The organism is Flavobacterium sp. (assembly GCF_965284515.1).
Taxonomy (GTDB): Bacteria; Bacteroidota; Bacteroidia; order Flavobacteriales; family Flavobacteriaceae; genus Flavobacterium.
Genome location: NZ_OZ260089.1, coordinates 599518 through 621380 on the forward strand (window position 1 = coordinate 599518; position 21863 = coordinate 621380).

A 21863-nucleotide genomic window follows, 5' to 3' on the forward strand; every position below is an offset into this window, starting at 1 on the left:
AATAAAAAAACGCCCTGAATAATCAGGGCGTTTCTCATTTTATATTTTGGAAGAAATTATTTTACTAATTTCACTTCAACTCTTCTGTTGTTAGCTCTTCCTTTAGAAGTTTTGTTAGAATCAATTGGTTTAGATTCTCCGAAACCAGCTGAAGTTAATCTAGCAGCATCAATTCCGTTTTCAACTAAGTAAGATTTAACAGCAGCAGCTCTATCTTCAGATAATTTTTGGTTTAATGAATCTGCTCCTTGACTATCCGTGTGACCTTCAATCATGAAGTTAGCACTTGGATATTCTTTTAAGATTGCAGTAATAGCTTGTAAAACTGGCATTGTTTGTTTTTGGAAAGAAGATTTTCCAGAGTTAAACAAGATTGTTTTAGCATAACTATTTAATTTATTCATAGCTTCGTCAGAAACTTCAGGACATCCATTGTTAGCCACAGTTCCAGCAACAGTTGGACATTGGTCATCTTTATCAACAACACCGTCTCCGTCAGTATCAGGCCAAGGACAACCAGCGTTAGCAGCAGGTCCTTTTACTTCTGGACAGTTGTCATCTTTATCAGCTACTCCGTCTCCGTCAGCATCTGGACAACCTTTCATAATTTTTGTTCCTTTTACTTCAGGACAAGCATCTTCGTTATCAACGATTCCATCACCATCAGTATCAGGACATCCGTTAAATTCAGCTAAACCTGGTGTTTCAGGACAAGAATCATCTTTATCAGCGATTTTATCTCCATCAGTATCAGGACAACCCATAAATTCTTTTAAACCTGGTGTTTCAGGACATGCGTCATCTTTGTCATATATTCCATCTCCGTCAGTATCTTTACCTCCAAATTTGAAAGTAAGACCCGCAAAGTGTTGCATAACTGTAGGAACATCTACATTTGGACTTCTCTCATCATCAAATGAATATTTAAGAGTAGACTGTAAACTTAAACCAACGTGCTCAGTAAACCAAAAAGTTAATCCTAAACCTCCATTTACAGTACCTGCAGAAGCATCACCGAAGAAAGTATAACCTCCACCAACATGAGCAGAAGGATCAATCCATTTAGATTTAACCATTTCTTGAAAACTATATTTAATAGTTCCATCAAAAGCATAATAACTTAAGTCACCTGGGTTAGTAACAGTGTGTTGATGAGTTGATAAAGTTCCCATTGCATCGCTGTTTAAAACAACCATTCTTTTGATTTTGTTAACAGAACCTGTTAAACCAAATGAGAAATTATCTCCAACGTATCTAGATACAGTTAAAGATGATACAGAAGGAATCATATTCCAATTGTCTTGAGCGTTTAATAACTCTTCAAAAACAAGTTTGTCATTTCCTGACATACTTATTTTTGTGTCAACCGCATTAGCTCCAAAAGAGATAGCCCATGGATTGTTACTGTCTTGTGCTTGTGAAGTTACTCCAGCAAACATTAATGCAGCAATAAATAATTTGTTTAGATGTTTCATACTTTATAATTTAATTACAATACGTTATAATTATAGCAAAAGTAGTATTTTTTTTTAATTACAAAAAATTTTGTTAAAAAAAGTACTACTAAAATACCATTATTTAATAATGTTTAAGTTTTTACCTACTTCAATAAAAGCATTTATTGTTTTATCTAGGTGCTCCTTAGTATGAGCCGCCGACAACTGAACTCTAATTCTCGCTTTTTCTTTTGGCACAACTGGAAAGAAAAAACCAATAACATAAACCCCTTTTTTAAGTAATTCTTCTGACATTTTTTGTGCTAATTTAGCATCGTAAAGCATTACAGGCACGATTGCAGAATCTCCATCGATAATGTCAAAGCCTGCTTTTTTCATTCCTTCTTTGAAGTAATTAGTATTCCATTCTAGTTTATCTCTTAAAGACGTATCTTTTTTTAATAATTCAAAAACCTTTAAAGAAGCACCAACTATAGATGGAGCTAATGAATTTGAAAACAAATATGGACGTGAACGTTGACGCAAAATTTCAATCACTTCCTTTTTAGCAGTTGTATATCCACCCATTGCACCACCAAGAGCTTTCCCTAATGTTCCTGTAATAATATCTACACGACCCATTACATTTTTAGCTTCTAACGTCCCTTTTCCTGTTGCGCCAATAAAACCTGCAGCGTGACATTCATCAACCATAACCAAAGCATCATATTTATCTGCTAAATCACAAATTTTATCTAGTGGAGCAACTAAACCATCCATTGAGAAAACACCATCAGTAACAATAAGCTTAAATCTATGACCTTTTTCAGTTGCAGCTACAAGTTGCGCTTCTAAGTCAGCCATGTCATTATTTTGGTAACGATAACGAGCCGCTTTACACAAACGCACACCGTCAATAATAGAAGCATGATTTAAACTATCAGAAATAATACAATCTTCTTCTCCTAATAAAGGTTCGAAAACTCCTCCATTTGCGTCAAAAGCAGCGGCATATAAAATAGTATCTTCTGTACCATAGAACTCCGCTATTTTTTGTTCTAATTCTTTATGAATATCTTGTGTCCCACAAATAAAACGTACAGATGACATTCCGAATCCATGAGAATCTAAAGCGTCTTTTGCTGCTTGAACTACTTCAGGATGTGAAGAAAGCCCTAAATAATTGTTTGCACAAAAATTTAAAACTGTTTCACCTGTGGAAACTTTAATTTCAGCACCTTGAGGCGTTGTAATAATTCGTTCTTTTTTAAACAATCCGTTTTCACGAATAGCGTTTAATTCATTTTCTAAGTGTTGTTGTATTTTACCGTACATTTTTAAATGTTGATTTGGTTATTCGTTATTTTTTAAAATTTACTGAAGTTACAAAAGTACAACTTCTATTTTTTCTCCTATATAAACTAATGCTTTTTTTGCAATTGTATAATTCATTTCATGGAGCACAAAAGCATATTCATTGATTTGATTTTGGTGTTTTTGGTTCTTCTCACCGGTTTTATAATCCAACAGATAAACATGATTATTAAAAACAACTACTCTATCTGGTTTTAGATTTTGATATCCGTTTTTCAAAATTGTCTCTTCGTTATATACTACTCCGTTTCCGTTAAAAAATTCAATCAAATTAGGCTCTGCCATAATTTGCTCTACCTTATCTTGAAAAAGTTCTTGCTGAGAAATTGTAATCAATCCATTTTCAATTGCTTTTTGAATTGCAAAGTCTGAATCTTCTTTTGCAATAATGTATGACATAATTTCATGCAAAATATTACCAAATTCAATAGCTTGCTGCTGATCGGTATTCCACATTAAAGCTTCTCGTTGTGCAATTTTTATATTATTTGAATTGAGTTTTTCCTTAACTAATGAAATTGTTTTTTGTTCTTTAACTTCATATATTTCTTTTGAACATTTTGTGGAATTTCCAAATTCATATTCCAACTTTGTTTCATCATATATTCCTATATTTTGCAAATATTCTATAAAATAAGAAGATAAATTATCTGGTAAACCGTTTTTATTTAACAAATGGTTTGAAATTACATACAATTGCTCTTCCGCTCTAGTTAAAGCAACATATAATACATTTACAATGTCTAGAACTTCTTCTTGACTTTTAACTTCATAGATTTCTTTAGCCCTTTCTCCATATTCTAAGACTTCTTTTTTAGAATTGACCAATGCTTTTGGAAAAACTATTTCTTCATCTTCGTCAAAATCAACCCAAATTTTATTTCTAATTTTTCTATTAAAATCTTCATCTGCAAAAGGATAAATGACTACAGGAAACTCTAGTCCTTTTGATTTATGAATGGTCATTATTCGAATTGCATCATTTCCTTCAGGAGAAGGAATACTTTTTTGAAAACCTGTTTTTTCCCAATATTCTAAAAAGTCACTAATACTCGATTGTAATTTACTGTCGCGCTCTAAAACCAAATCCAAGAAATACTGAACATAAGAAGTATTGGTCTTTTCTTGAATAAAAACATCCACAATAATTTCAACCGCTTCGTACAAAGATTTTTTTCTGCAATTTTGAAATGAAATAGAAATGTTCATTTTTTTAAAAAATGCTTCTAATTCGATTTCCGATAAATCTTTGGTTAACGCAATAAAATCGTGCGTTGAATAATCGTTTTGCAAATTCTTAGCAATGTAATACAAAACATAAACTTTCGATTCTTGATCTTTATTGCTTTTTAAATACCTTAACAAACTTATAATCAACTTAACTTCAGTCGCGTTTTGAATCAATAAGGTTTCCGAGGACAAAATAGGAATTTGATTCTCGGTTAAAAAGTTTGCTAAAGCAACTCCGTCTGATTTTTTTCGCGTAAGCAAAACAATATCTCTAAACTGAAAGCCTTTATCTAAAACATTATAAATAGTTTCTAAGGTTTTACTTAAATAATATTTAGTTTTAGCTGAATACACGTTGTCTTCGTCGAGTTCAGCAGAAAAATCCTCATTATCTTCTTTTGGAACTTCAATAAATGAGAGGTTTACGTAGCCGCCTATTTTAGAATTTATTTCTTGATGACTATGATTTAAATATAAATCAGCATAATCTTCATTTGAAAATTTATTGGATAAATGAGCGAAAAAATTATTGTTAAACGAAATAACTTCCGAATAACTTCTGTAATTTGTACCTAATCTAAAAACCTCTTTTTCCTTATTTGAAAACGGATATTCGTCTAAATCATTTGGGTTATCAGTCTTACTTAACTTAATAAATTGTTCAGCTTTTCCTCCACGCCATCGATAAATAGATTGTTTTGGATCGCCAACCAACATTAAAGTTCCTTTTACTCCGTTTTCTTCTCCCGAAACCGCATTGTCTATTAATGGAATTAAGTTTTTCCATTGCATAATGGATGTGTCTTGAAATTCGTCTATGAAAAAATGTCGATATTTTTCACCCATTCGCTCATATATAAAAGGTGCTGGTTGGTCTTGAATTTCATTAAAAATAATTTTGTTAAAATCAGATATAGAAAGTATATTTTTCTCCTTTTGGATGTTTTTAAATTCTAAATGAATGGTATTTAATAACGAAAGCGGATTTATGTTTTGTAAAAACGCTTGATAAAATGATATTTTAGAACAATTGTAATAACATTTTTGCAAGAAGCCAAGCAAATCTCCAGCTACAGATTCAATAGCACTAATATCTTTAGCGGTTTTATTAATTGCAATATCTTCAAAATGAACATATTTAGAAAAGTCTTTACTCTCTAAATTTCCTTCTTTAATTTTAGTAATATGATTTGGAAAAGTGCTTCTTGAAAAAGATTTTAAATCAATTCCATTATCTGAAAGGATTTGAAAACATTGATTTGCAAAGTCTGAATTTTGTTCTTGAAAAAAAGCTATTCTTTCATTTAAAACTTTCTTAATTTGTGAAAAATCATCAAAAGTCCTATCTTCAAATTGGGTTAATTCATTTGCATTATTTTCATTGGTAATCAACTTAGAAACCTCAAATAATTCTTTAGAAATATCCCAATTTTTATCTTCGTCGGTTTTGTTTTTAGTGAATTCAATTAATAAATCAGTAAGTATTTGTTCTTCGCCAACTTTAGAAATCACTAAATCGACCGCTTCTTGTAAAAGCGCATCCGTATCTAAAGAAACCTCAAAATTGGCGGGTAAGTTTAAATCTTGTGCAAACGCACGAATAACTTTATGTGTAAATTTATCAATTGTAGAAATTCCAAAAGCAGCATAATTATGAATAATGTTTTTAATGATAGCTTTGGCCTTTTCTTTTATAGTTGCTATTGACAATCCCGTTTCTTTAGCAATATCTTTTAGCAGCAGCATTGATTTTTCAGAAGTATTCTCTTTTGAAAAATCATAAAGATTATCAATAATACGAGATTTCATTTCCTCTACAGCTTTATTTGTAAAAGTTATGGCTAAGATTTTCTTATATGCATCGTTAGTGGGTGAGTTAAATAAAATTTTTAGATACTCTTTTGTGAGTGTATAAGTTTTACCTGATCCAGCAGAAGCGTCGTATAAACTAAAAGCGGGTGTATTCAATGTGTTATATTTTTCTTAATTATAGTGGTATAAGAACAATCTATTTTTTAATCCAAAGTTAAATTTATAACTTTGAAATCATTAATACTAATATAAAATTATAAAATTATGGCTTTCGAATTACCCCAATTACCATATGCGTATGACGCCCTTGAACCTCACATTGATGCTAGAACAATGGAAATACACCATTCTAAACATCATAATGGTTACACAACTAACTTAAATACTGCAATTGCAGGAACAGATTTAGAAGGAAAAACTATTGAAAACATCTTACTTAATCTTGATATGAGTAACGCTGCAGTTAGAAATAACGGTGGTGGTTTTTACAATCATAGTTTATTTTGGTCAGTAATGTCTCCAAATGGAGGAGGTTTACCTTCTGGCGAATTAGCTGATGCTATTGACAATGCTTTTGGATCTTTTGATGCTTTTAAAGCTGCATTTGCTAAAGCTGGTGCAACTCAATTTGGGTCAGGTTGGGCTTGGCTTTGTGTAAAAGAAGGGAAACTTGAAGTTTGCGGAACTCCAAACCAAGACAACACTTTAATGCCTGGCGTAGGGTGTGGTGGAACTCCAATTTTAGGAATGGATGTTTGGGAACATGCTTATTATTTAAACTATCAAAACAGAAGACCAGATTACATTGAAGCTTTCTTTAATGTAATTAACTGGACAGAAGTAGCAAGAAGATTTGCTGTTGCAAAATAATTTTTAAATATAATTACATAAAAGGTTCGCAAATTGCGAACCTTTTTTTATTTCTTTTACTTTTCAATCAGAATATGTATAAAATAAAAAAGGTATGCATTGCATACCCTTTTTGCCCCAAATCTACCATAAAACTTAACCTACTAATTTTTCTGGTAGAGCTAATGTAAAATGATTTTATTTTTTAGCACTAAATAATTGACAAAGAGTTGAAATAGCCGATAAACGGCTTTGATTTGATTAATTTAAGAGTAAAAAAACTAACAATTGATTAATTTAATTTCATAAAAAAAGGTGAAATTGCTTTCACCTTTTTGCCCCAAATCTACCATAAAACTTAACCTACTAATTTTCTGGTAGGGCTAAAGTATGACAGACTAATGTTAATTCAATTAATAATTGTTAAACGTATAATAAAATCGTTAAAATACACAATTAGTATGCTCGAGCATCGTTTCCTTCGTAAAAATTTAAGAAAGCTCTGTTGACTACTCTGTTTCCTCCATTTGTAGGATAATCTCCTGTAAAGTACCAATCTCCTAAATTTTTAGGACATGCAATATGTAGATCATCTACTGTTTGATAAATAATTTTAACTTCTGCATGAGTGTTTTCTGGAGTTAACATTTCTGAAATTTTATCCGAAATTTCTTCATCTGTAAATGGCGCATAAATTTCTTTTACAAAATTTACTACCTCAGCATCTTTTAAATTTTCTTGTACTTTTGATTTTTTATAAACCTCTTCAACAATATGAAGTAAGTTTCTATCTTTTAATAATTCCATTGCAGCTCTAAAAGCCACTAAACCTTCTAGTTTTGCCATATCAATACCGTAACAATCCGGATAACGAATTTGCGGTGCAGATGAAACAACAACAATTTTCTTTGGCTTAAGCCTGTCCATCATTTTAATGATACTTTGCTTCAGCGTTGTTCCTCTTACTATACTATCGTCAATAATAACTAAATTATCCGTAGGCTTAACCACACCATAAGTAACATCGTACACATGGGCAACTAAATCGTCTCTACTACTGTCTTCAGTAATAAAAGTTCTTAATTTTGCATCTTTAATAGCTACTTTCTCAGTTCGAATTTTTACTGCTAAAATTTCCTCTAACTTTTCTTCTGAAAGCGTATCTCTATTTTTTAAAATTTCGGCCGTTTTTCTCTGATTTAAAAAATCTTGAGCTGCCTCAGTCATTCCGTAAAAAGAAGTTTCGGCAGTGTTTGGAATGTATGAAAAAACGGTATTATCAGTATCGCTATTAATTGACTTTAAAATGGCTGGGAAAATTAGTCTCCCTAATTTTTTACGTTCTTGGTGAATTTCTGCATCACTTCCACGAGAAAAATATATACGTTCAAACGAACATGCTTTTTTAACTAATGGTGTCCTTACTTCATTAAGAGAAACCGAGCCGTCTTTTTTAACTACAATCGCATTTCCTGGCGCTAGTTCTTGTACTTTTTCAAAAGGAACATTAAATACAGTTTGAATAACCGGTCTTTCTGAAGCAACAACTACAATTTCATCATCTTCATAAAAATAAGCCGGACGAATCCCTGCTGGATCGCGCATTACAAATGCATCTCCATGACCTAATAATCCGGCCATAGCATAACCTCCATCCCAATTACGAGATGCGCGCTCTAAAATTCTAGGAATATTTAGTTTATCTACAATGACTTTTGAAGCTTCTTGCTTTGTATATCCATCTAATTTAGCTTGTTTGTAAATTTCGGTAACTTCATCATCTAAGAAATGACCTATTTTTTCCATAACAGTAACTGTATCCGCTAATTGTTTTGGATGTTGACCTAATTCAACCAGACTATCAAAAAGCTCTTTGACATTTGTCATGTTAAAATTCCCAGCTACAATAAGGTTACGGTGCATCCAGTTATTTTGACGTAAAAACGGATGCACACTTTCGATGCTGTTTTTTCCAAAAGTTCCATAACGCACGTGACCTAAAAACAATTCACCTATATAAGGAATATTATCTTTTTGTAATTGAACGTTATTTTGATATTCTGGATGTTCTAAAAGTTCGTGATTAATTCGTTCGTTTACCTGTGCAAAAACATCTTTAATAGGGTTTGCATCGTTAGAACGAATACGACTTATATAACGTTGCCCTGGAGCAACATCTAATTTTATACTTGCTAAACCTGCACCATCTTGACCACGATTGTGCTGTTTTTCCATTAGTAAATACATTTTTTGAACTCCGTAAAAAGCTGTACCGTATTTTTCTTTGTAAAATTCTAATGGTTTTTTTAACCTTAATAGCGCAATTCCGCATTCATGTTTAATAGCGTCACTCATTGTGTTGTTGTTGTTGTGTGTTGTTTAAATGCTTACTATAATGTATACAAAAAATGCCCCGAAAATTCGAGGCACATTTTTATTCTTCTAATTCAATTTCAAATTGTGTTAATGCTTTAAATTGTTTTAAACGAGCATTAACTTCTTCTTTGTCTAATTTTTGCATACGCTCAGTTCCAAATTTCTCTACACAAAATGAAGCTAAGTTTGAACCGTAAATGATTCCGTTTTTCATATTATCAAACGAAATATTTTCACTTTGAGCAATATAACCAGCGAAACCACCTGCAAATGTATCACCAGCTCCTGTTGGATCAAACACTTCCTCTAAAGGTAATGCCGGAGCAAAGAAAATTTCTTTATCTTGGAACAATAACGCTCCATGCTCTCCTTTTTTAATTACTACATATTTTGGACCCATTGTATGAATCTTTTGAGCCGCTTTTACTAATGAATATTCTCCTGATAACTGGCGCGCTTCTTCATCATTGATAGTGATTACATCTACACGTTTAATAACGTCTAATAATTCTGGTAATGCACAATCCATCCAAAAGTTCATTGTATCTAAAACAATTAACTTAGGTTTTTCTGTCATTTGATCTAAGACTCCAGATTGTACTAAAGGATGTAAATTTCCTAATAAAACAACATCTGAATTTTTATAATCTTGAGGAACAACTGGGTTAAAATCAGCTAATACATTTAATTCAGTAACTAAAGTATCACGAGAATTTAAATCGTTATGGTATTTTCCACTCCAAAAGAATGTTTTACCTCCTTTAACCACTTCAATTCCGTCTATATTTACACCATTATTGGTTAATAAATCTAAATACTCTTGGGGAAAATCTTCACCTACTACCGAAACAATTGCTGCATCTACATTAAAAAAGTTAGAGGCTAAACCAATATAAGTTGCTGCACCACCTAAAATTTTATCTGTTTTTCCGAAAGGTGTTTCAATAGCGTCAAAAGCTACTGTTCCTACTATCAATAATTTATTCATTCTCTTCAATTTGAAATAAGAGGCAAAGATAAGTTTTAGTTTAGAAGTTTAAAAGTTTATGGGTTTAAAAGTTTCTTAAAGAGTTTTTTGTTAAATTTGAAATATTTAAAAATTCATATCTATATGAACAAATTATTCTTTCTACTTGTTTTAATTTCTCTAAAAACCTGTGAATGTGAATATAAAGGATATTATTCTTTTGTCAACTGGAATCCAAAATTAAATGCTTTTGAAAATATTTCTGTCAATATAGGTGAATTAAAAATAAATCCAAATATTGAAAATTGCTTCTGTAAGAAAAACCAAATTACCATTGAAGGAATTGTTCAAAGTAAGGAAATGCTAAGTGGGTCTGAAAGGGAATTAAAGAGTTATGTTGTGATTTTAGAGTGCGATGACAAAAATAAAATCGTTGACACTTTATTTTCAACCAAATTAAATGGAAAATTCAAATTCTCTTTAATTGAGAAAAACTCAAATTATGTGGTTTTTAAATACAGTGATAATCCTCAAGGTATAAAATATAAAATAAGTAATTTTAAAAAATAAGAACCAAAAAACTTGTTATGTATAAAAAAACTATTTTTATTTTATTTTTTTTAATTTCATGTAGCTCTTCTGAGGTTATTCAAAATCAAGAAAAAAGCATCAAATGGTTTTTTAATAAAGAGGGATATATTTCCACTATATATCAAAAACATAATTTAAGAAAAGAAATTGATGAACTTTACTTTAAAGATTCGTTAATTCAAACTGAAAACAAAAACTATTATTATCATTATGAGATTTTTGACAATAGGTATTTATTAACATCTATAAACAAAAAGCCAAATATTTGGTCTAGCCCCACTATTATCCCAAAAGATTCACTTTACGTTTTAGATTTAAAAACTTTTGACAAATCTTTTATTTCACTTAAAAAAACTCAGTTTACACTAAACAAAACTCAACTTATAAAAACTTATGATAAAAATATAATTCTAGATGATTCAATAAGTTATCAGTATGCTATTGATAGTGTTAACTTAGTAACTAACGAACTTTATTTAGTAAATCCAAACTTGAAAGTAATTAAGTGTAACTTGAAAAAGGTTAATTAGCTACAACAACTTCTCCTCTTCTCTTTCATAAAAAACATCAACCGAAAGTTTTTCTTGTTGCGAAGCCATAACTGCCAATTCATCACAACGTTCGTTTTGAGGATGATTGTTATGTCCTTTTACCCATTGAAAATCTACTTTATGGTTTCGGTATGCTTTTAGAAAGCGCATCCATAAATCGGGGTTCTTTTTCCCTGCAAAATTTTTCTTTTCCCATTGAAAAACCCAACGTTTTTCAACAGCATCAACCACATATTTAGAATCAGAAACTACTAAAACTTTAGTCTTTAAGTTTTTCAGCTTTTCTAAGCCCACAATAACAGCCAACAACTCCATTCTATTATTGGTGGATTTTCGAAAACCTTCATAAAATTCTTTTTTATAAGGAGTTCCTACCATTTCCATAACCACGCCATAACCAGCTGGACCAGGATTTCCCTTGGCAGCACCATCTGTATATATGTGAACTTCGTGACTCAAGTAAATAGTGATTAGTGATTAGTGATTAGTTGTTCAATAATAGTCGGAAAATATTCATGCTCTAATTGATGTACTTTATTTGCAATTTCTTCAGCAGAAACACAATCGTCTATAGAAACTTTATGCTGAGAAATGTATTCTCCTTCGTCATAATGTTCGTTTACATAATGAATTGTGATTCCAGTTTCTTTTTCTTTATTATCTAAAACCGCTTTATGCACATTCATTCCATACATTCCTTTTCCTCCATATTTAGGTAAAAGTGCAGGATGTATATTTATAACTTTATTGGGAAACTGATTTATTATAGATTCTGGAAATTTTAATAAAAATCCGGCTAATACAATCAAATCTGGTTTAATTTCATGAAGTCTTTGAAGTACAAAACCATCATTTAGGTCATTTTTTTTAAAAATAACAGCATCTATTTGATGCTTTTTTGCTTTTTTAAGCACTTTGGCATCAGGATTGTTTGTAAAGATAGTGACTACGTTTGCAAGAGTTGTTTTTTTGAAATGTAATATGATTTTTTCGGCATTGGAACCATTGCCAGAAGCGAATAGCACTATTTTTTTCATTTACCCTGTAATTTTTAATTACACAAAAAAAAGAATAATAATTGGTAAAAAATAGAAAAAAGAAGTCTTTGTGAATTATTTTTTTTAAATTCGTGGTCACATTTAGAAACAAAATTGTTGTTTTAAAATAAAGTTTTTTATTTTTGCCAACAAATTAAATTAAAATTAAAAGATTATGTCAGACATTGCATCAAGAGTAAAAGCGATTATCGTAGACAAATTAGGTGTTGACGAAAACGAAGTTGTAACAGAAGCAAGCTTCACAAATGATTTAGGGGCTGATTCATTAGACACTGTTGAGCTAATTATGGAATTTGAAAAAGAATTTGATATTCAAATCCCAGATGATCAAGCAGAAAACATTGCTACTGTAGGTCAAGCTATTTCTTACATCGAAGAAGCTAAAAAATAATATTTTTAAACACTCATGGGTCAAACTCATGAGTGTTATTATTTTTCTTCGATATTTTAAAATCTTTTATTAGATTTGAAGAATACATTGATTGTATTACAATCATTAAAATAAAAAACTATGTAATACCCATTGTTTCTTTTAGTTACATTATTAAAAGTACTTTGGGTTTTTTTATATAACCAAAATTTAATTATATGCAATTAAAGCGTGTTGTTGTAACTGGTCTTGGAGCCCTTACCCCTATTGGAAATAACATTCAAGAGTATTGGGATGGTTTAATTAATGGTAAAAGTGGTGCTGCACCTATAACTTACTATGATACTGAAAAACACAAAACAAAATTTGCTTGTGAAGTTAAAAACTTTAACATAGAAGATTTTATTGACCGAAAAGAGGCAAGAAGAATGGATAAATTTGCACAATATGCTGTTGTTGCAAGTGACGAAGCCATAAAAGACGCCGGTATTACAGCTGACAACGTAGACAAACATAGGGTTGGTGTTATTTGGGGGGCAGGAATTGGTGGATTAGAGACTTTTCAAGAAGAAGTTTTATACTATGCTAAAGGCGATGGTACTCCAAAATTTAACCCTTTCTTTATTCCAAAAATGATTGCTGATATTGCTCCTGCACACATTTCAATGCGAAATGGTTTTATGGGACCTAATTATACGACTGTATCTGCTTGTGCCTCTTCTGCAAACGCTATGATAGATGCATTTAACTACATCCGTTTAGGAATGTGTGATGTCATCATTTCTGGTGGTTCAGAAGCAGCAGTAACTATTGCTGGTATGGGCGGATTTAATTCTATGCATGCTTTATCTACAAGAAATGAAAGTCCTGAAACTGCTTCTAGACCATTCGATGCAACCAGAGATGGTTTCGTTTTAGGAGAAGGAGCTGGAGCTCTAGTACTTGAAGAATATGAACATGCAAAAGCACGTGGTGCTAAAATATATTGTGAAATTGGAGGAGGCGGAATGTCTTCTGATGCTTACCACTTAACTGCTCCACATCCTGAAGGACTTGGTGTAATTGCTGTTATGAACAACACTTTAAGGGACGCAAGAATGCTACCTGAAGAAGTTGATCACATCAACACTCATGGAACATCTACTCCGTTAGGGGATGTTGCAGAGTTGAAAGCAATTAGTGCTGTTTTTGGTGACCATGCAAAAAACATCAACATTAACTCAACAAAATCAATGACAGGACATCTTTTAGGTGCTGCTGGTGGAATTGAAGCAATTGCATCTGTTTTATCTATTAAACACGGAATTGTTCCACCAACAATTAACCACAGTGTTGTAGATGAAAATATTAATCCGGAATTAAATTTAACTTTAAACAAAGCTCAAAAAAGAGATATTAAAGTTGCAATGAGTAATACTTTTGGTTTTGGAGGTCATAATGCTTGTGTGTTATTTAAGAAATTAGAAGAATAAGAGCGAATGCGTTTTTTAAAAAAAATAATGAAAAACTCCCGTTCTCAAGAAGACGGGATTTTTTTTGATAAAATCAGCAAAATTTTAGGTTTCAAACCACTTAACTTGGTTTATTACCAGAAAGCATTTACGCATCGTTCAACAAACAAAATTGGCGAAAACGGATATCCATTTAACTATGAAAGACTAGAGTTTTTAGGAGATGCTATGCTTGGAAGTGTCATTGCAGCCCACTTATACAATGAAGTTCCTAGTGGAGACGAAGGTTATTTAACCAAAATGCGTTCTAAAATTGTAAGTAGAGAACATTTAAACGAACTAGGCAGAGATTTAAAACTAATTCAGTTTGTTGACAGCAAAGTTAACCCTCAGCACTTTAGTGACAATATACATGGAAATATTTTTGAAGGTTTAGTTGGAGCCATTTATTTAGATAGAGGTTTTTCTTATTGTGAAAAATTTATTTTTAAAAAAGTAATTCAACCTTATGTTGACATTCCTAAACTAGAAGGAAAAGTTATTAGTTATAAAAGTTTAATTATTGAATGGTGCCAAAAAGAAAAAAAGAAATTTGTTTTTGAAATATTCGAAGACAATGGTACAGAAGAACAACGTTTTTTTGGTGTTAAACTAGATATTGACAACAAAACTATTGCAAAAGCAAGAGAAACATCTAAGAAAAAAGCAGAAGAAAAAGCTGCAAAAAGAGCCTATTTTGCTTTACAAGAAATTATTACAAAAAAATAATTTTCTTCATTAATTCCGACCTCTTAAATCGTATATTTACAAAAACAATGAATATAAATGGCGATTCATAAACTTCAAATAGTTGACTTTTTATCAATTGATTATGAATTAATTGCTATACATACGCCAATAGAGGATTATCGATTAGCTTATTTTTTAAACAAAGAATTGGAAATTAAACTTTCTAAAAATAATTTAAATGTTGCAATAGAAACTCCTGAAGGGAAAAGTGCTTTTAATCATTATTTTTATGACGATGAAAAAAAAGACATTCAGTGGAATTTAATAGAAAATAAGACAACTATAAATACTACTAATAAAAAATCAGCAGGAATATTTGAAAATATGGAGGTTAATGTTTACTTATTGCCCGAATATAAAAAAGCAGATTTTTTCTTAAAGATTGAAAATGTTGATTCTTTTTTCAAAATTAAAGAAGTAACAAAAAAAATAGAATTAATCAATCAAGTTTCTATGTCATATGTACTGGACAAAGACAACTTAAAATCAAAAAATAATTTAATATTTTAATAAAATATAAATGAATAAAAAAACAAAAATTGTAGCAACTTTGGGTCCTGCTTGCAGCACTAAAGAAACTATTAAAGAAATGATTGATGCAGGAGTAAATGTTTTTAGAATAAACTTTTCTCACGCCGACTATGAAGATGTATCAGCTAGAATAAATACAATTCGTGAGTTAAATGCTGAATTTAACTATACAACATCAATACTAGCAGATCTCCAAGGGCCCAAATTACGAGTTGGAGTAATGAAAGAGGATGTGATTGTAAGCAAAGGTGATAAAATTACATTTACAACAGCAGAAGATATCTTAGGAACTGCTGAAAAAGTGTACATGAATTATAAAGAATTTCCAAAAGATGTAAATGCAGGTGAAAGGATTCTTTTAGACGATGGTAAATTAATATTTGAAGTCCTAAAAACAAATAAAAAAACCGAAGTTGAAGCAATTGTAATTCAAGGCGGACCTTTAAAGTCTAAAAAAGGAGTAAACCTTCCTAATACAAAAGTTTCTTTACCGGCTTTAACAAAAAAAGACATCAAAGACGCACTATTTGCAATTGAAAACAAAGTAGATTGGATTGCACTTTCATTTGTAAGAACGCCAGATGATTTAGAAGAATTACAAGATTTAATTGCAAAACATTCAGATCATAAAATTCCGATTATTGCAAAAATTGAAAAACCTGAAGCAGTTGAAAATATTGACAAAATTGTTGCTTTTTGTGACGGTTTAATGGTAGCTCGTGGAGATTTAGGAGTTGAAATTCCAGCGGAACAAGTTCCATTAATTCAAAAGAAACTTATTCATAGAGCAAAAACAGCTCGAATTCCTGTAATTGTTGCCACACAAATGATGGAAACAATGATTACTAGTTTAACGCCTACAAGGGCAGAGGTAAATGATGTTGCCAATTCAGTTATGGATGGTGCAGATGCAGTAATGCTTTCTGGCGAAACTTCTGTAGGAAGTTATCCTGTACAAGTTATTGAAACGATGTCAAAAATTATTAGGAGTGTTGAAGACTCACCTTTAATAAAGGTGCCTTTAAATGCTCCTTACATTAGAACCAATCGATTTGTTACGAAGTCTATATGTTACCATGCGGCAATTATGGCCGACGATATTAATGCAAAAGCAATTACCACATTAACCAATAGTGGCTATACAGCTTTTCAAATTTCTGCATGGAGACCAAATTCACATATTTTAGTTTTTACTTCAAACCGTAGAATATTAACACAATTAAATTTACTTTGGGGTGTAAAGGCGTTTTTTTATGACAAGTTTGTAAGTACTGATGATACTATTGAAGATATTAATTTAATATGTAAAGAAAGTGGACATGTTGAAAAAGGAGATATGATTATTAATCTTGCAGCTATGCCAATTATTAAAAAAGGAATGGTAAACACTTTAAGAGTATCAGAAATTGAGTAATTTTTTTTTAATTTTGAACAACAAACATTTATAATTTTTATATGAAATTTGAATCGAAAAACCCGTTTTTAGGAAGCAAAACTTTTAATAACACAAGTAGAAATGCGGATGAAGCAATTGCTGTACAACATGAAACAATGACTGTTAGTGGTGCAATAAACAAAAGTTTCATGTTATTGTTTATGTTACTTGGTGCCGCATGTGTAACATGGTGGTTTGCTTTTAATGGCTACAATCCTTTAGTACTTACTATTGGAGGAGCAATTGTTGGTTTTATTTTAGTACTTGTTGCAGTATTTAAACCTCACACATCTCCTTGGGTTGCACCAGGATACGCATTGTTTGAAGGTTTATTTATTGGTGGAATTTCAGCGTTTTTTGAAGCTTCTTACCCAGGAATTGTTATTCAAGCGGTAAGTTGTACTTTTATAACGTTTATAGTTTGTTTTGCTTTGTATAAATATCAAATTGTAAAAGTTACAGAACGTTTTAAATCTATTGTAATTGCAGCAACGTTAGCTATTGCAACATATTACTTACTATCTTGGATTTTATCATTTTTCATTTCTTTCGAGCCAGTACATCATGGAAACTCGTTAATGAGTATTGGAATTAGTGTTTTTGTAATTGTAATTGCAGCTTTAAATTTATTCTTAGATTTTGACGAAATTGAAAAAGGTGCGGCTAAACAAATGCCAAAATATATGGAGTGGTTCAGTGCAATGGGATTAATGATTACATTGGTTTGGTTATATGTTGAGTTTTTACGTTTACTTTCTAAACTTTCAAGTAGAGATTAATTTCAATTAAATATACAATACAAAATCCCGTTTTTAGCGGGATTTTTTATTCTTTAAACTCAAATTTTAGTTGCACCGAAATACTTTTAGGCATTTCTTTTTCTTTCTTTTCTTCGTTATTTAAATTATTAACCGAAATTCCCAAAAGACGAACCGAATTTTTCAATCGTTCCTGATAAAGTAAATCTTTTGCAACATCAAAAATCAAGTCTTTATCTGCAATAAAATATTGTAGTGTCTTACTTCTGGTTTGCAAACTAAAATCGGAATATTTGATTTTTAAAGTAATGGTTTTTCCCGAAATTTTACTTTTATGGAGTCTTCGTTCCAATTCTGAAGCGATATTGAATAATCGATCTTCCATATAAATCTCAGAAGATAAGTTTTCATTAAAAGTACGTTCTGCACCTATAGATTTTATTTTTCTATTTGGCTTAACGGCACTATTGTGAATTCCTCTTACGATTTGGAAATAATGTTTTCCGCTGTTTCCAAAGTTTTTTTCTAAATATTCTAACGTTTTTTGTTTCAAATCCAATCCGGTAAAAATGCCTAGTTGATACATTTTTTCAGCCGTAACTTTACCTACTCCGTAAAACTTCTTTACATCTAGTTTTTCCAAAAAATCTATAACCTCATCAGGATTCACAGTTTTTTGCCCATTGGGTTTATTATAATCAGAAGCAATTTTGGCTACAAATTTATTGACAGAAATTCCGGCTGAAGCAGTCAAACCAACTTCATTAAAAATTCGGGTTCTTATTTCTTCGGCAATTAAAGAAGCGCTTGGATTATTCTTTTTATTTACCGTAACATCCAAATATGCTTCGTCTAATGAAAGTGGTTCGACCAAATCAGTATAATCATAAAAAATCTTTCTTATTTTCTTTGAAATTTCTTTGTAACGATCAAAACGTGGAGGAACAAAAATTAAATCTGGGCAATTACGTTTAGCTTGAATCCCGCTCATTGCACTTCGTACTCCAAATTTACGAGCTTCGTAGCTTGCAGCACTCACAACACCTCTAGTTTCATTTCCACCCACGGCTAATGGTTTTCCTTTTAGTTCTGGAAAATCCATTTGTTCCACAGATGCATAAAATGCATCCATATCAACATGAATAATCTTTCTAAAAGCAATCTCTTCCATTTTACAAATTTATAATATCTTTGAGTACTATTTTCAAAACAAATTACAATTTGAAAAATATTTAAAATGGTAGAAATAGAACGAAAATTTTTGGTAGCCTCAAATGAGTATTTAAAATCCTTTACGAAACAAAATAGGGTTGTTCAGGGTTATTTGTCGTCTGACCCAAAAAGAACTGTTAGGGTTCGTCTAAAAGGCGAAAACGGCTATTTAACAATTAAGGGCGAAAGTAACGAAAGTGGATTAAGTAGATTTGAATGGGAAAGAGAGATTTCTTATACTGATGCCGAAAATTTATTAAACCTTTGTGAAAAAGGCGTTATTGATAAAATTAGGTATGAAGTAATTGTTGGTATTCACGTATATGAAGTCGATGTTTTCACAAAAGATAATGAAGGTTTGGTTATTGCTGAAATTGAACTAAAAGATGAAAACGAATCTTTTGAAAAACCTATATGGCTTGGTGAAGAAGTTACAAATGATATTCGTTACTATAATTCATATTTGAGTAAAAATCCTTTTAAAAAATGGTAATTTTTTTATTCTAAAATTTCTATATCAACAATCAGAACACCTCTTTGTTTATTTTTAGCAATCTCCATAAAGGCTTTTTTGGTGAGATCAATTTCCCTTCCTTTTATAAATGGTCCTCTATCGTTAATAGTCACAATAACCGATTTGTCATTCACTACATTCGTAACTTTTACTTTAGTTCCAAATTTTAAGGTTTTATGAGCTGCAGTATATTTAGAGTTATTAAAAACCTGACCACTTGCTGTTTTTCTTCCATTTAGCTTATCTGAATAATAAGAGGCGTGTGCGTTTTGCTTGTACAATTTAGTTTGGGAAACCTCTAAAGTATCTTGAAGGTTGTTTATATCAAACTTCCCTTTACGAGAATTGTTTTTATAAGAAAAACTTAGCGCCGATAGTCCAAATATTAAAATTAAAAAATGTCTTAAATACATATTCATAAAAATTTATTTAAGATTTTTCAAAAATAATGCCAATTAGTTAAACCAATTTGCCCAAGGCAATCTAGCTAAGATTAAAATTAACCCTAAAGTATAGAATAAAGCAATTTTTTTAAACTTACCATTATTGCTTTCTTCTTTTTTATGTTTAGACCATCCTATAGTAATTAATGCAATTGCAATTATATTCATTAATGGATGTTCAATTGAAGTAAGTCGTAAAGCAGCATCTTTCATGTTTCCTGCAGCATCTAAACCAATTGGAGAAACAAAATACAATACTAAACCAATCAATATTTGAAAATGAGATAATATTAATGCAAATAAAGAAATTCTTAAATCTTTTGCTTTAAAAACTCTTTTCGAAACTACTCCTGAAATGGCATTAACAGAAGCAAAAAATAATATTGCTAACACAATATATGCAAAAATTGAATGGGCTGGTTGGATTACTGAATACATAAATACAAGATTTTAGTTTAACAAATATAACTAAATATTATTTCTTAAATTCATTTAGTAAAAAAGAAGTTGAAGCGTCATGATGTGATTTTAAATCTGAGTTCAATTCTTTAAGTATTGTTGATGCTAATTTTTTTCCAAGTTCAACTCCCCATTGGTCAAAACTAAATATATTCCAAATTATTCCTTGAACAAAAATTTTATGCTCATAAACAGCAATTAATGCTCCTAGATTTTCAGGAGTTAGCTTGTCTATTAAAATAGTATTAGAAGGCTTATTTCCTTTAAACACTTTAAAAGGAGCTAATTTTTCAACATCTTCATCCAAAACGCCTTCATTTATTAATTCTTGTTTTGCTTCTTCCAATGACTTCCCTTTTAACAAAGCTTCAGATTGGGCAAAAAAATTAGACATGAACTCATTGTGTGCTTCTTTTGAAACGGATAATGGTTTTTTAAAACCAATAAAATCTACAGGAATTATTTTTGTTCCTTGATGAAACAATTGAAAAAACGCATGTTGTGCATTGGTACCTGGCTCTCCCCAAATAATTTGAGATGTTTGATAATTTACTTCGTTTCCTTTTCTGTCAACATTTTTTCCATTACTTTCCATTACACTTTGCTGCAAATAGGAAGGTAATTTTTGTAAATATTGTGAATAAGGGATAATTGCTTCCGTTTCAGCTTTTAAAAAATTATTGTTCCAAATTCCAATTAAGGCCAATAAAACAGGAATGTTATTTTCAAAAGTTTCTTCTTTAAAATGCAAATCCATTTCATTTGCACCTTTTAGTAATTTTTCAAAATTTTCAAAACCAAGATTTAAACTTATTGTTAAACCTACAGCGCTCCATAATGAAAAACGACCTCCTACCCAATCCCAAATTGGAAAAATAAAATCATTATTCACTCCAAATGTCAACGCTTCTTCCACATTTGCAGTTACAGCAACAAAATGGTCATTAACACTTGATATTTTTTCAGAATTTAGCAACCAATTCTTTATAAAACGAGCATTATTAATTGTTTCTCTTGTGGTAAAGGTTTTGGACACCACCACAATTAATGTAGTTTCTGGGTTCAAATTTTTAAGTAAGTCTTTTACAAAATCCGCATCAGCATTAGAAATAAAATGAGTTCTTAAATGATTTTTATAAAAACTCAATCCGTCTACAACCATAGATGGCCCAAGATCAGATCCTCCAATTCCAATATTAATTATATCTGTAAAAGCTTTCCCAGAATTTCCTTTTAACTCTCCTTGAATTATACTATTTGAAAATGACTTGATTTGCTTTTTAACTTTAAAAACTTCAGGTATAACATTAATGTTATTTACGAAAAACGTTTCAGTTTCCTTAGCTCTAAGTGCCATATGAAGAACTGCTCTATTTTCTGTTTCATTAATATTTTCTCCTTTATAATATGAAGAAATGCTCTTCTTTAAATCTAACTCTTCTACTAAATCTAATAAAAGTTCTTTAGTTTTTATGTCAATTCTATTTTTAGAATAATCCAATAGAAAATCATTCCATTTTACATGAAAACTATTTACTCTTGAATTATCAGCTGAAAAAAGATCTTTCATCTCTGTGTTTTGAATTTTACAGAAATGTTCTTCGAGCGCCTTCCAAGCTAGTGTTTCGGTAGGATTTGTACTAGATAAGATCATTAA

General features: G+C 30.8%; 21 protein-coding genes. 10 read left to right on the top strand and 11 right to left on the bottom strand.

Annotated features, from left to right (window positions below; translation table 11 throughout):
* Positions 1-56: 56 nt before the first annotated feature.
* The 3 genes from ACQ65T_RS02795 to ACQ65T_RS02805 form a co-directional block, all read right to left on the bottom strand.
* On the bottom strand, positions 57-1475 hold the full coding sequence (locus ACQ65T_RS02795) for an OmpA family protein (protein WP_430399578.1): 1419 nt from the start codon (positions 1473-1475) through the stop codon (positions 57-59).
* A 99-nt stretch (positions 1476-1574) separates the two neighbouring features.
* Positions 1575-2771 (bottom strand): glycine C-acetyltransferase, encoded by a 1197-nt coding sequence (gene kbl / locus ACQ65T_RS02800; RefSeq protein ID WP_430399579.1) that lies wholly within the window; start codon positions 2769-2771, stop codon positions 1575-1577.
* Between the two features lie 48 nt (positions 2772-2819).
* Positions 2820-6008 (bottom strand): UvrD-helicase domain-containing protein, encoded by a 3189-nt coding sequence (locus ACQ65T_RS02805; protein ID WP_430399580.1) that lies wholly within the window; start codon positions 6006-6008, stop codon positions 2820-2822.
* A 108-nt stretch (positions 6009-6116) separates the two neighbouring features.
* Here ACQ65T_RS02805 and ACQ65T_RS02810 point away from each other — a divergent pair, with 108 nt between their 5' ends.
* Positions 6117-6722, top strand: a complete 606-nt coding sequence (locus ACQ65T_RS02810; protein ID WP_430399581.1) for a superoxide dismutase — start codon at positions 6117-6119, stop codon at positions 6720-6722.
* A 435-nt stretch (positions 6723-7157) separates the two neighbouring features.
* Here the strand turns inward: ACQ65T_RS02810 and ACQ65T_RS02815 are convergent, their stop codons facing one another.
* Entirely contained in the window at positions 7158-9056 is a 1899-nt protein-coding gene (locus ACQ65T_RS02815) for an amidophosphoribosyltransferase (RefSeq protein WP_430399582.1), read from the bottom strand.
* 79 nt (positions 9057-9135) lie between these two features.
* Complete coding sequence (locus ACQ65T_RS02820; RefSeq protein WP_430399583.1) at positions 9136-10065, bottom strand: PfkB family carbohydrate kinase; 930 nt, start codon at positions 10063-10065, stop codon at positions 9136-9138.
* A gap of 123 nt (positions 10066-10188) precedes the next feature.
* Between ACQ65T_RS02820 and ACQ65T_RS02825 the strand changes: the two genes are divergently transcribed.
* Both ACQ65T_RS02825 and ACQ65T_RS02830 read left to right on the top strand, forming a co-directional pair.
* On the top strand, positions 10189-10614 hold the full coding sequence (locus ACQ65T_RS02825) for a hypothetical protein (RefSeq protein WP_430399584.1): 426 nt from the start codon (positions 10189-10191) through the stop codon (positions 10612-10614).
* Between the two features lie 17 nt (positions 10615-10631).
* Positions 10632-11165: a hypothetical protein gene (locus tag ACQ65T_RS02830; protein WP_430399585.1), complete on the top strand. Its 534-nt coding sequence runs from the start codon at positions 10632-10634 to the stop codon at positions 11163-11165.
* Here the strand turns inward: ACQ65T_RS02830 and rnhA are convergent, their stop codons facing one another.
* Together rnhA and ACQ65T_RS02840 are read right to left on the bottom strand one after the other, a co-directional pair.
* Positions 11166-11645 carry a ribonuclease HI gene (gene rnhA, locus ACQ65T_RS02835; RefSeq protein ID WP_430399586.1) on the bottom strand — a complete coding sequence of 160 codons (480 nt, stop codon included), beginning with the start codon at positions 11643-11645 and terminating at the stop codon, positions 11166-11168.
* Between the two features lie 11 nt (positions 11646-11656).
* Positions 11657-12223, bottom strand: coding sequence for a phosphoribosylglycinamide formyltransferase (locus ACQ65T_RS02840; RefSeq protein WP_430399587.1), 567 nt, complete (start codon positions 12221-12223; stop codon positions 11657-11659).
* A 175-nt stretch (positions 12224-12398) separates the two neighbouring features.
* On the opposite strand from ACQ65T_RS02840, the gene ACQ65T_RS02845 reads away from it, so the two are divergent.
* From ACQ65T_RS02845 to ACQ65T_RS02870, 6 genes are all read left to right on the top strand, one after another.
* Positions 12399-12635 (top strand): acyl carrier protein, encoded by a 237-nt coding sequence (locus ACQ65T_RS02845; RefSeq protein WP_007137004.1) that lies wholly within the window; start codon positions 12399-12401, stop codon positions 12633-12635.
* A gap of 197 nt (positions 12636-12832) precedes the next feature.
* Complete coding sequence (gene fabF / locus ACQ65T_RS02850) at positions 12833-14086, top strand: beta-ketoacyl-ACP synthase II (RefSeq protein WP_430399588.1); 1254 nt, start codon at positions 12833-12835, stop codon at positions 14084-14086.
* 6 nt (positions 14087-14092) lie between these two features.
* A complete protein-coding gene (gene rnc, locus ACQ65T_RS02855; RefSeq protein ID WP_430399589.1) occupies positions 14093-14833 on the top strand; it encodes a ribonuclease III in 741 nt (246 codons plus the stop codon).
* Positions 14834-14890: 57 nt separating this feature from the next.
* Complete coding sequence (locus ACQ65T_RS02860) at positions 14891-15364, top strand: IPExxxVDY family protein (RefSeq protein WP_430399590.1); 474 nt, start codon at positions 14891-14893, stop codon at positions 15362-15364.
* A 10-nt stretch (positions 15365-15374) separates the two neighbouring features.
* Positions 15375-16799, top strand: a complete 1425-nt coding sequence (pyk, locus tag ACQ65T_RS02865; RefSeq protein ID WP_430399591.1) for a pyruvate kinase — start codon at positions 15375-15377, stop codon at positions 16797-16799.
* A gap of 41 nt (positions 16800-16840) precedes the next feature.
* Positions 16841-17599 carry a Bax inhibitor-1/YccA family protein gene (locus tag ACQ65T_RS02870; RefSeq protein ID WP_430399592.1) on the top strand — a complete coding sequence of 253 codons (759 nt, stop codon included), beginning with the start codon at positions 16841-16843 and terminating at the stop codon, positions 17597-17599.
* Between the two features lie 46 nt (positions 17600-17645).
* On the opposite strand, the gene dinB is transcribed toward ACQ65T_RS02870, so the two are convergent.
* On the bottom strand, positions 17646-18749 hold the full coding sequence (gene dinB / locus ACQ65T_RS02875; protein ID WP_430399593.1) for a DNA polymerase IV: 1104 nt from the start codon (positions 18747-18749) through the stop codon (positions 17646-17648).
* Positions 18750-18815: 66 nt separating this feature from the next.
* Between dinB and ACQ65T_RS02880 the strand changes: the two genes are divergently transcribed.
* Positions 18816-19283, top strand: a complete 468-nt coding sequence (locus ACQ65T_RS02880) for a CYTH domain-containing protein (protein WP_430399594.1) — start codon at positions 18816-18818, stop codon at positions 19281-19283.
* Between the two features lie 5 nt (positions 19284-19288).
* Here ACQ65T_RS02880 and ACQ65T_RS02885 read toward each other — a convergent pair whose 3' ends face one another.
* From ACQ65T_RS02885 to pgi, 3 genes are read right to left on the bottom strand one after another with little or no spacing between them, the layout of a single operon-like run.
* Positions 19289-19717: a septal ring lytic transglycosylase RlpA family protein gene (locus ACQ65T_RS02885; protein WP_430401314.1), complete on the bottom strand. Its 429-nt coding sequence runs from the start codon at positions 19715-19717 to the stop codon at positions 19289-19291.
* A 42-nt stretch (positions 19718-19759) separates the two neighbouring features.
* Positions 19760-20185, bottom strand: a complete 426-nt coding sequence (locus ACQ65T_RS02890; protein ID WP_430399595.1) for a hypothetical protein — start codon at positions 20183-20185, stop codon at positions 19760-19762.
* A gap of 37 nt (positions 20186-20222) precedes the next feature.
* A complete protein-coding gene (gene pgi, locus ACQ65T_RS02895; protein ID WP_430399596.1) occupies positions 20223-21860 on the bottom strand; it encodes a glucose-6-phosphate isomerase in 1638 nt (545 codons plus the stop codon).
* Positions 21861-21863 lie beyond the last annotated feature (3 nt).

Coding starts and splice junctions, on each gene's coding strand:
- ACQ65T_RS02795 (WP_430399578.1), bottom strand. CDS start 1,475: ATGAAACATCTAAACAAATTATTTATTGCTGCATTAATGTTTGCTGGA.
- kbl (WP_430399579.1), bottom strand. CDS start 2,771: ATGTACGGTAAAATACAACAACACTTAGAAAATGAATTAAACGCTATT.
- ACQ65T_RS02810 (WP_430399581.1), top strand. CDS start 6,117: ATGGCTTTCGAATTACCCCAATTACCATATGCGTATGACGCCCTTGAA.
- ACQ65T_RS02815 (WP_430399582.1), bottom strand. CDS start 9,056: ATGAGTGACGCTATTAAACATGAATGCGGAATTGCGCTATTAAGGTTA.
- ACQ65T_RS02820 (WP_430399583.1), bottom strand. CDS start 10,065: ATGAATAAATTATTGATAGTAGGAACAGTAGCTTTTGACGCTATTGAA.
- ACQ65T_RS02825 (WP_430399584.1), top strand. CDS start 10,189: ATGAACAAATTATTCTTTCTACTTGTTTTAATTTCTCTAAAAACCTGT.
- ACQ65T_RS02830 (WP_430399585.1), top strand. CDS start 10,632: ATGTATAAAAAAACTATTTTTATTTTATTTTTTTTAATTTCATGTAGC.
- ACQ65T_RS02840 (WP_430399587.1), bottom strand. CDS start 12,223: ATGAAAAAAATAGTGCTATTCGCTTCTGGCAATGGTTCCAATGCCGAA.
- ACQ65T_RS02845 (WP_007137004.1), top strand. CDS start 12,399: ATGTCAGACATTGCATCAAGAGTAAAAGCGATTATCGTAGACAAATTA.
- fabF (WP_430399588.1), top strand. CDS start 12,833: ATGCAATTAAAGCGTGTTGTTGTAACTGGTCTTGGAGCCCTTACCCCT.
- rnc (WP_430399589.1), top strand. CDS start 14,093: ATGCGTTTTTTAAAAAAAATAATGAAAAACTCCCGTTCTCAAGAAGAC.
- ACQ65T_RS02860 (WP_430399590.1), top strand. CDS start 14,891: ATGGCGATTCATAAACTTCAAATAGTTGACTTTTTATCAATTGATTAT.
- pyk (WP_430399591.1), top strand. CDS start 15,375: ATGAATAAAAAAACAAAAATTGTAGCAACTTTGGGTCCTGCTTGCAGC.
- ACQ65T_RS02870 (WP_430399592.1), top strand. CDS start 16,841: ATGAAATTTGAATCGAAAAACCCGTTTTTAGGAAGCAAAACTTTTAAT.
- dinB (WP_430399593.1), bottom strand. CDS start 18,749: ATGGAAGAGATTGCTTTTAGAAAGATTATTCATGTTGATATGGATGCA.
- ACQ65T_RS02880 (WP_430399594.1), top strand. CDS start 18,816: ATGGTAGAAATAGAACGAAAATTTTTGGTAGCCTCAAATGAGTATTTA.
- ACQ65T_RS02885 (WP_430401314.1), bottom strand. CDS start 19,717: ATGTATTTAAGACATTTTTTAATTTTAATATTTGGACTATCGGCGCTA.
- ACQ65T_RS02890 (WP_430399595.1), bottom strand. CDS start 20,185: ATGTATTCAGTAATCCAACCAGCCCATTCAATTTTTGCATATATTGTG.
- pgi (WP_430399596.1), bottom strand. CDS start 21,860: ATGATCTTATCTAGTACAAATCCTACCGAAACACTAGCTTGGAAGGCG.